This window comes from Aeromonas sp. QDB14 (genome assembly GCF_027707845.1).
Taxonomy (GTDB): Bacteria; Pseudomonadota; Gammaproteobacteria; order Enterobacterales; family Aeromonadaceae; genus Aeromonas; species Aeromonas caviae.
Genome location: NZ_JAPCJD010000187.1, coordinates 1 through 1,139, shown reverse-complemented (window position 1 = coordinate 1,139; position 1,139 = coordinate 1). Strand labels below are relative to the sequence as shown.

1 protein-coding gene and 1 pseudogene are annotated in these 1,139 nt (G+C 51.2%); both read left to right on the top strand.

Annotation, left to right across the window (positions count from 1 at the left end):
* Positions 1–168, top strand: a pseudogene (gene tuf, locus PG887_RS22420) (elongation factor Tu); the annotation flags it as partial.
* Between the two features lie 113 nt (positions 169–281).
* Positions 282–824, top strand: coding sequence for a D-glycero-beta-D-manno-heptose 1,7-bisphosphate 7-phosphatase (gene gmhB / locus PG887_RS22415; protein ID WP_010675946.1), 543 nt, complete (start codon positions 282–284; stop codon positions 822–824).
* The last annotated feature ends 315 nt before the right edge of the window (positions 825–1,139 follow it).

Here is a 1,139-nt window from a genome sequence, read left to right as displayed (position 1 = left end):
GGTACCATCGAACTGCCGGAAGGCGTAGAGATGGTAATGCCGGGCGACAACATCAAGATGGTTGTTACCCTGATTGCCCCGATCGCGATGGACGACGGCCTGCGTTTCGCCATCCGTGAAGGTGGCCGTACCGTAGGTGCTGGTGTTGTAGCTAAAGTTATCGCTTAATCGATACTTTATATGCACACATGAAAGGGGTGGCTTCGGCCACCCCTTTTACTTTTGGGGCTTTAATTGGCCTGTGAGATACTTTTTCGAAATCATCTATAGAGGTAGCTGCTGTGAGTAAACCCGCCATTTTTCTGGATCGCGATGGTGTCATCAACAAAGACACGGGTTATGTCAGCCAGGTTGATGACTTCCATTTTCTACCCGGGGTGATTGAGGCCATGCAATTGCTGAAGAAAAAAGGCTATTTGCTGGTCGTGGTGACCAACCAATCCGGTATCGCCCGCGGTTACTTCACGGAAGATGACTTCATGAACCTGACCGAGTGGATGGATTGGTCATTGGCCGATCGGGATGTGGATCTCGATGGTATCTACTTCTGCCCCCATCACCCGGATCACGGCGCCCCTTGCGACTGCCGCAAACCGGAACCCGGCATGCTGCTGTTGGCGCAGCAAGAGTTGGGCATCGACATGGACCGCTCTTATATGGTGGGTGACAAACCTTCGGACCTGAAAGCCGCCATCAATGCCAAGGTCGGTCACAAGATAATGGTCAGAACAGGCAAGCCGATTACTGATGCGGGGATTGAGCTGGCCGATGCCATCTACGACAACCTGCATGATTTTGCCGTTGCAGCGCCTGTCACAGGCTGATTTCGCTGGATTAAGATGCTTTTTGGTGGCTTTGTGAGCGGTTGAACGGTGAAAGCCATCTTTTTGCAATTATCCTCTTGCCAGAACGAATTCGCTCCCTATAATGCGCCTCCATCGACAGGGCAAGCGGCAACGCAAACAAGCCGGTCGGTAGCCTCGAAAAGCCTTTGAAAATAAGGCTTGACTCGAGAGGGCGGTTGAGTAGAATGTCACTCCCGCAGCAGCCAAAAGCTGCGTTGCTCTTTAACAATTTGAATCAAGCAATCTGTGTGGGCACTCACAGCATCGAGCATCAAAAACAATTTTTGATATCAA